Source organism: Amycolatopsis sp. NPDC043885, from assembly GCF_056435685.1.
In genome coordinates, this window is record NZ_JBWKEA010000002.1 from 532,766 (window position 1) to 539,493 (window position 6,728).

Consider the following 6,728-nt stretch of genomic DNA (forward strand, 5'->3'; position numbering starts at 1 on the left):
GCGGTAGTTCGCCATCGAACCACCGCATTCAGAGGACGAAATGCGATGGTGGCTAGCGCCTGAGCCTGCCCAGGACGGCGATGCCCTCGGCGATGTCGCTCGCCGGGCTGGCCCCATAACCGAGGACCAGCCCCGGATTCATCGGCCGCTGACAGTGCCACGACAGCGGCTGCACCTTCACCCCCTGATCCAGCGCGGCGGCGGCGAAGTCGAGATCGGAGAACTCCGCGTCGAAGGTGATCGTCAGGTGCAGCCCGGCGGCGGCGCCGTGCACCACGGCGTCCGGGAGATGCGTCCGGAGCGCGTCGATCATCGCGTCCCGGCGGCGGCGGTGCCGCTTGCGCACGAACCGCAGCTGCCGCTCCATCTCGCCGGACTCCATCAGATGCGCGAGTACCAGCTGCGGGAGGACGGCGTTGCCCAGGTCGGCGAACCGCTTGGCCGCGACCACCTCGTCCCGGTACCGCGGCGGAACCAGCATCCAGCCCACCCGGAGCGCGGGGGCGAGCCACTTCGACACACTGCCCGCGTAACAGACCTGCTCGGCGAGCATCGAGCGCAGCGCGGGGACCGGCGGACGGTCGTAGCGGTGCTCGGCGTCGTAGTCGTCCTCGATGATCAGCCCGCCGTCCGCGGCCCAGCGCATGAGCTCGCGACGGCGTTCCCCGCCGAGCACGACCCCGGTCGGGAACTGGTGCGCCGGCGTGAGCAGTACGGCGGGCGCGCCGCTGCGCACGAGCTCCTCGACGTCGATCCCGTCTTCGTCGACGCGGATCGGCGGCGTCGCCAGCCGCCGGTCGTGCAGATGCTGCCGGGCGCCCAGCGAGCTCGGATCCTCGACCGCGATCTCGGAGATCCCGGTGTCGCACAGCACCTGGGCCAGCAGGCCGAGGCCCTGCGCGACACCGGCGACGATCAGCACGTCGTCGGCGTCGGCGGTGATCCCCCGGGTGCGGGCGATCCAGTGCGCGATCGCGAGCCGCAACGCGGGCGCGCCCCGCGGGTCGCCGTAGCCGAAGTCCGCCGCCGAAAGATTGTTGAGCACGGCGCGTTCGGCGCGGAGCCAGGCCGTTCGCGGGAACGCCGTCAGATCCGGCACGCCGGGGGACAGGTCGATCCTCGCCGGGGTCGACCGCAGTGAGTCGAAGACACCGATCCCGGGCGCGGGCCGGAAGATCGTGCCCGCGGACGGGGGACCGGGCGCCGTCTGCTCCTTCGTCCGCGCCGGCGCCGCGACGACCACCGTGCCCGCGCGGCCGCGTCCGGCGACATGACCATCCTCGACCAGCCGCTGGTAGGCCTCGGTGACCACACCGCGGGAGACCCGCAGGTCCGCGGCCAGTGCCCTGGTCGCGGGCAGCCTGCTGCCGACCGGCAGGCGGCCGTCGGAGATGGCGTGCCGCAACCGCGACGCCAGCCAGTCCGACCGGCGTCCCGGCGGGGCGTCCCCGATGTCCAGCTGCAGGAAGTCCGAGCCTTCGGCGGTCACCTGATCATTGTGTCATTCGGGCTCGTAGGCGAGGTTCGGACGCAGCCACTGCTCCACAGTGGACAGTTCGAGGCCGCGACGGGCGGCGTAGTCCTCGATCTGGTCCTTGCCCAGCCGTCCGACGGTGAAGTACCGCGAATCGGGGTGGGCGAAGATCAGCCCGCTGACGCTCGCCGCCGGCGTCATCGCGAACGACTCGGTCAACCCCATCCCGAGCCGGTCGGAATCGAGCAGTTCGAACAGCTCCCGCTTCTCGCTGTGATCCGGGCTCGCCGGGTAGCCCAGCGCCGGGCGGATGCCGCGGAACCTTTCGGCGTGCAGGTCCTCCAGCTTCGGATCGGCGTCGGGCTCGAACCAGTCCCGCCGCGCCTGGAGGTGGAGGTGCTCGGCGAACGCCTCGGCGAGCCGGTCCGCGAGCGCCTTCACCATGATGGCGCGGTAGTCGTCCTGCTTCGCCTCGAACTCGGCCGCGAAGTCCTCGGCGCCGAGGATGGTGACCGCGAAACCGCCGAGGTGATCGCCCGCGCCGGCCGGGGCGATGTAGTCCGCCAGGCAGCGGTTGGGGCGCGACAGCGGCTTCTTGGTCTGCTGGCGCAGCATCGGGAACTTGACGCCCGACTCCAGGATGATGTCGTCACCCTCGGAGTGCGCCGGCCAGAACGCGTACGCGCCCTTGGCCTGGAACCGCTCTTCGGCGATGATCTGGTCCATCAGGGTGTTCGCGTCGTCGAACAGTTCCCGCGCCACCGGGTTCTCCAGGATCGCCGGGTACTTGCCCTTCAGCTCCCAGGCCAGGAACAAAAAGGTCCAGTCGATCATCTCGCGCAGCTCGGTGAGGGACGGCGAGACGTACCGGACGCCGGTGAACGCGGGCGTCGGGATGTCGTCGAAGGAGACCTTCTCCGGGTTGGCCCGCGCCTGCTCGACCGTCAGCAACGGCGTCCGCTGCTTGTTCGCGTGCTGCACGCGCAGCTCTTCCTGATCCTCGCGGTTCTTCTTGTCGAGGATCTCGGCGCGGTCGGCGTCGAGCAGGTCGCCGACGACGCCGACGACGCGGGAGGCGTCGAGGACGTGCACGGTCGTGTGCTCGTACGCGGGCGCGATGCGGACCGCGGTGTGCTGGCGCGACGTGGTCGCACCGCCGATCAGCAGCGGCAGCTTCAGGCCGCGCCGCTCCATTTCGGCGGCGACGTTGACCATCTCGTCGAGCGACGGCGTGATCAGGCCGGAAAGCCCGATGGCGTCGGCGCCCTCGGAGACGGCGGTGTCCAGGATGACCGAGGCCGGGACCATCACGCCGAGGTCGATCACCTCGTAATTGTTGCAGCCCAGGACGACGCCGACGATGTTCTTGCCGATGTCGTGCACGTCGCCCTTGACCGTCGCCAGGACGACCTTCCCGTTGCCCTGGCGGGTCTCGATCCGGCCTTCGAGGCGCGCCTTCTCCTTCTCGGCCTCCATGAACGGTTCGAGGTAGGCCACCGACCGCTTCATCACGCGCGCGCTCTTGACCACCTGCGGCAGGAACATCTTGCCCGAGCCGAACAGGTCGCCGACGATCTTCATGCCGTCCATGAGGGGGCCTTCGATGACCTCCAGCGGCCTCGGCAGCTTCTGGCGCGCTTCCTCGGTGTCCTCTTCGATGTAGTCGACGATGCCGTGCACCAGCGCGTGGCTCAGCCGTGCCTCGACCGTGTTCTCGCGCCAGGAGAGGTCGACCGTGCGCCGGGTCCCCTTGCCGTTGACCGTTTCCGCGAACGAGACCAGCCTGTCGGTGGCGTCCTCGCGGCGGTCGAAGAGCACGTCCTCGACCAGCTCCAGCAGATCCTTGGGGATGTCTTCGTAGACCGCGAGCTGTCCGGCGTTGACGATGCCCATGTCCAGCCCGGCGCGCACCGCGTGCAGCAGGAAGGCCGAGTGCATCGCCTCACGCACGACGTTGTTGCCGCGGAAGGAAAAGGAAAGGTTCGAGATACCGCCGCTGATATGCACGCCGGGGCAGCGTTCCTTGATCCGCGGCAGCGCGTCGATGAACGCCTTGGCGTACCCGTTGTGCTCGGAGATACCGGTCGCGACCGCGAGCACGTTCGGGTCGAAGATGATGTCCTCGGCGACGAAACCGGCTTGCTGGGTGAGCAGGTCGTAGGCGCGGGCGCAGATTTCGACCTTCCGGTCGGCGGTGTCGGCCTGGCCCTGTTCGTCGAAGGCCATCACGACCACGCCCGCGCCGTAGTCGCGGATGCGCCGGGCCTGCTGGAGGAACTGCTCCTCGCCCTCCTTGAGGCTGATGGAGTTGACGACTCCCTTGCCCTGCACGCATTTCAGCCCGGCCTCGAGCACTGTCCAGCGCGAGCTGTCGATCATGATCGGCAGCCGGGCGACCTCGGGTTCGGTGGCGATGAGGTTCAGGAACGTGGTCATCGCCTTTTCGCTGTCGAGCAGGTCGGCGTCCATGTTGACGTCCAGCAGGTTCGCCCCGCCACGGACCTGCTCCAGCGCGACGTCGACGGCGGCCTGGTGGTCGTCGGCCTCGATCAGCTTGCGGAACTTGGCGGATCCGGTGACGTTGGTCCGCTCGCCGATCATGACGAACCCGGTGTCCTTGCCGATCTCGAACGGCTCGAGCCCGCTGAACCGGGTGTGCGGCTTCGGGGCCGGGACGTTCCGCGGCGCCATCCCGCGGACGGCGTCGGCGATCTCCTTGATATGCGCGGGGGTCGTGCCGCAGCAGCCGCCGACGACGTTGACCATCCCGGCCGTGGCGAAGTCGCCGAGCAGGCCGCCGGTCTCGTCGGGCGTCTGGTCGTACCCGCCGAACGCGTTCGGCAGGCCGGCGTTGGGGTGGCAGGCGGTGTACGTGCCCGCGAGGCGGGACAGTTCGGCGATGTGCGGGCGCATTTCCTCGGCGCCCAGCGAACAGTTGACGCCGACGAGCAGCGGATCCGCATGCTCGATGGAGCTCCAGAACGCCTCGACCGTCTGCCCGGACAGCGTCCGGCCGCTGAGGTCGACGATCGTCACCGAGATCCACAGCGGTAGATGCGGTGCGACGTCGCGCGCGGCGGCGATCGCGGCCTTGCAGTTGAGCGTGTCGAAGATCGTCTCGATGAGGAGCAGGTCCACGCCGCCCTCGGCGAGCGCCTTGATCTGGTCGGCGTACGCGGCGTACACCTCGTCGAAGGTGACCGCCCGGAACGCCGGATCCTCGACCTTGGGCGACAGCGACAAGGTGACGTTCAGCGGCCCGACCGACCCGGCGACGAACTTCCCGCCCGCCGCGTCCGCCGCCTCGCGGGCGATCTGGGCGCCGCGGAGATTCATCTCGTACGCGAGGTGCTCGAGCCCGTAGTCCGCCTGGCCGATCGTGGTGGCGGTGAACGTGTTCGTGGTCGTGATGTCCGCGCCGGCGTCCAGATACTGGCGGTGGATGTCGCGCACGACGTCCGGCCTGGTGATGTTCAGCAGGTCGGGGTCGCCGGTGATGTCACGGGGGTGGTCCTGGAACCGCTCGGTGCGGTAGTCCTCCGGCTTGAGGCCGGCGTTCTGGAGCATCGACCCCCACGCCCCGTCAAGCACGACGATGCGCTCATCCAGCAGCTTTCGCAGGGCGGTCGTTTTCATCCAGCGCTCCTCCCATGTCGTGGGAGGCGCCCTTGCGGTGAAGTCCGGGGCCGAGCGTGGCGGACCCGGCGGTCCGTTGCAGCGCCTCTCGACCTTGGTGGCCAAGACTACCGGATCAAGACAAGGGCACTTCGCCCGAATTGCTCACCCGCTGGCCAACGCGGGTTCGGCTTCCCGCACTGTGAGACGGGGTCATGTCCAGCGCTCGCGTCCCTGCGGCCTTGAGCTGGTCGCGCGCTACGTCGCCGCATGGCGCGCGGTCGATGGTCGGTACCGACAACGAACTTTCCACTTTATTAGGGCGAAGTAACGTGGTGTTGCAAGACGCGTTCGAGGCTGCTCAACGTTTTCTCGATGAGAGGATTCGGCCCGAACATGCGACGGAAATCGTCATCGCCAGGTGCGTCGAGGAGGATGAGGGCTGGGCATTCGGCTATAACAGCCGGGCGTTCTTGGAGCGCGGGGAGATGATGTCGTCGTTGACCGTACTGACTCGTGAAACCGCTCATCGATGGGGTGCGAATATCTCCATCCGCGCACCGTCGATGAGCGGCGCGCAGCATCTTCTCCTCTAGCTCGGACGAGAAGATCGTGTCCGAGGCTTGCCGCTCTCAGAAACCGACGGTCGCCTTCTGGATCTTCACCGGTTTCGCGGGCAACCCGTCCTGCGGGCCGTTCGGATCGGTCGGGACGATGCCGTTCGCCACGATCCGGTCCAGCACCTCCATACCCCGCACGACCTTGCCCATCACCGAGTAGTTCTTCGGGATGTTCGCGAACGAGTGCACGATGAAGAACTCGCTGCCGTTGGTGCCGGGACCCTGGTTGCCCATGGCGATGGTGCCGCGTTCGTAGGTCTCGGTGCCGTCGACCTCGTCCGGGAATTTGTAGCCCGGCCCGCCCTTCTCGGCTTCGTAGATGTCGCCGCACTGCAGGACGCCGAGGCGCGACGAGTTCGTCAGGCGCCAGCACTGGCTGTGGTCGTAGAACCGCTGCAGCGCCAGGCTCGCCAGGTTGTGGACGGCGCACGGAGCGGCGCCGGCGCGGTTCAGCCGGACGGTCACCGGGCCGTAGTTGAAGCGGAAGGTGACGTCGACGGTGCCGCGGGTGAACGCGAAGGGGAGCGGGCGCAGCACCGGGCGGGCCGCGGGGTTCTCCGGCGTCGGCGTGAACTCGCAGCGCACGATCGGCACCGAAGACGCGGGCGCGGCGGTGGCGACACCGGGCAGGAGCACGGCGGCGAGAGCGGAAACGACAGCGGTGACACCCCAGCGCAGCTTCATGAGGGGGAACCTAACCCAAAAGGGTGGTCGTCGGGTAGCGCTTCACGCGGGCGCGCTGGACCTGCCGCGGTCCACGCGCTCGTGAGTAGCGGTCTGGCTGCGGGGCCGATCCGTGAAGGCCTCCTTGCCTACCCTGAAGGTAGTGAAAAGAGGCCTTCGCTACCCCGGTGATCGCCACAACCACCCCAGGCGCGAGTAAGGGGCTTCCATGTCCATCGGGCAGGTGAGGGTGGCCGTGAGTCATCGGTCCAGGTGGTCGTGGGGGGGGGGTTGGGGGGGGGAAAAAACCACCACCCCCCAACACCCGCACCCAACAATCCCCCCACCCGCTTCGC

At 68.6% G+C, this 6,728-nt stretch carries 4 protein-coding genes; 1 reads left to right on the forward strand and 3 read right to left on the reverse strand.

Annotated features, from left to right (window positions below; genetic code table 11):
• Positions 1–52 precede the first annotated feature (52 nt).
• Positions 53–1,489 carry a MocR-like pyridoxine biosynthesis transcription factor PdxR gene (gene pdxR / locus AC069I_RS12385; RefSeq protein WP_478225559.1) on the reverse strand — a complete coding sequence of 479 codons (1,437 nt, stop codon included), beginning with the start codon at positions 1,487–1,489 and terminating at the stop codon, positions 53–55.
• A gap of 12 nt (positions 1,490–1,501) precedes the next feature.
• A complete protein-coding gene (gene metH / locus AC069I_RS12390; RefSeq protein WP_478265438.1) occupies positions 1,502–5,110 on the reverse strand; it encodes a methionine synthase in 3,609 nt (1,202 codons plus the stop codon).
• Positions 5,111–5,373: 263 nt separating this feature from the next.
• Between metH and AC069I_RS12395 the strand changes: the two genes are divergently transcribed.
• Complete coding sequence (locus AC069I_RS12395; RefSeq protein WP_478225557.1) at positions 5,374–5,685, forward strand: YrhB domain-containing protein; 312 nt, start codon at positions 5,374–5,376, stop codon at positions 5,683–5,685.
• Between the two features lie 36 nt (positions 5,686–5,721).
• Here AC069I_RS12395 and AC069I_RS12400 read toward each other — a convergent pair whose 3' ends face one another.
• Positions 5,722–6,393 (reverse strand): peptidylprolyl isomerase, encoded by a 672-nt coding sequence (locus tag AC069I_RS12400; RefSeq protein WP_478265439.1) that lies wholly within the window; start codon positions 6,391–6,393, stop codon positions 5,722–5,724.
• Positions 6,394–6,728 lie beyond the last annotated feature (335 nt).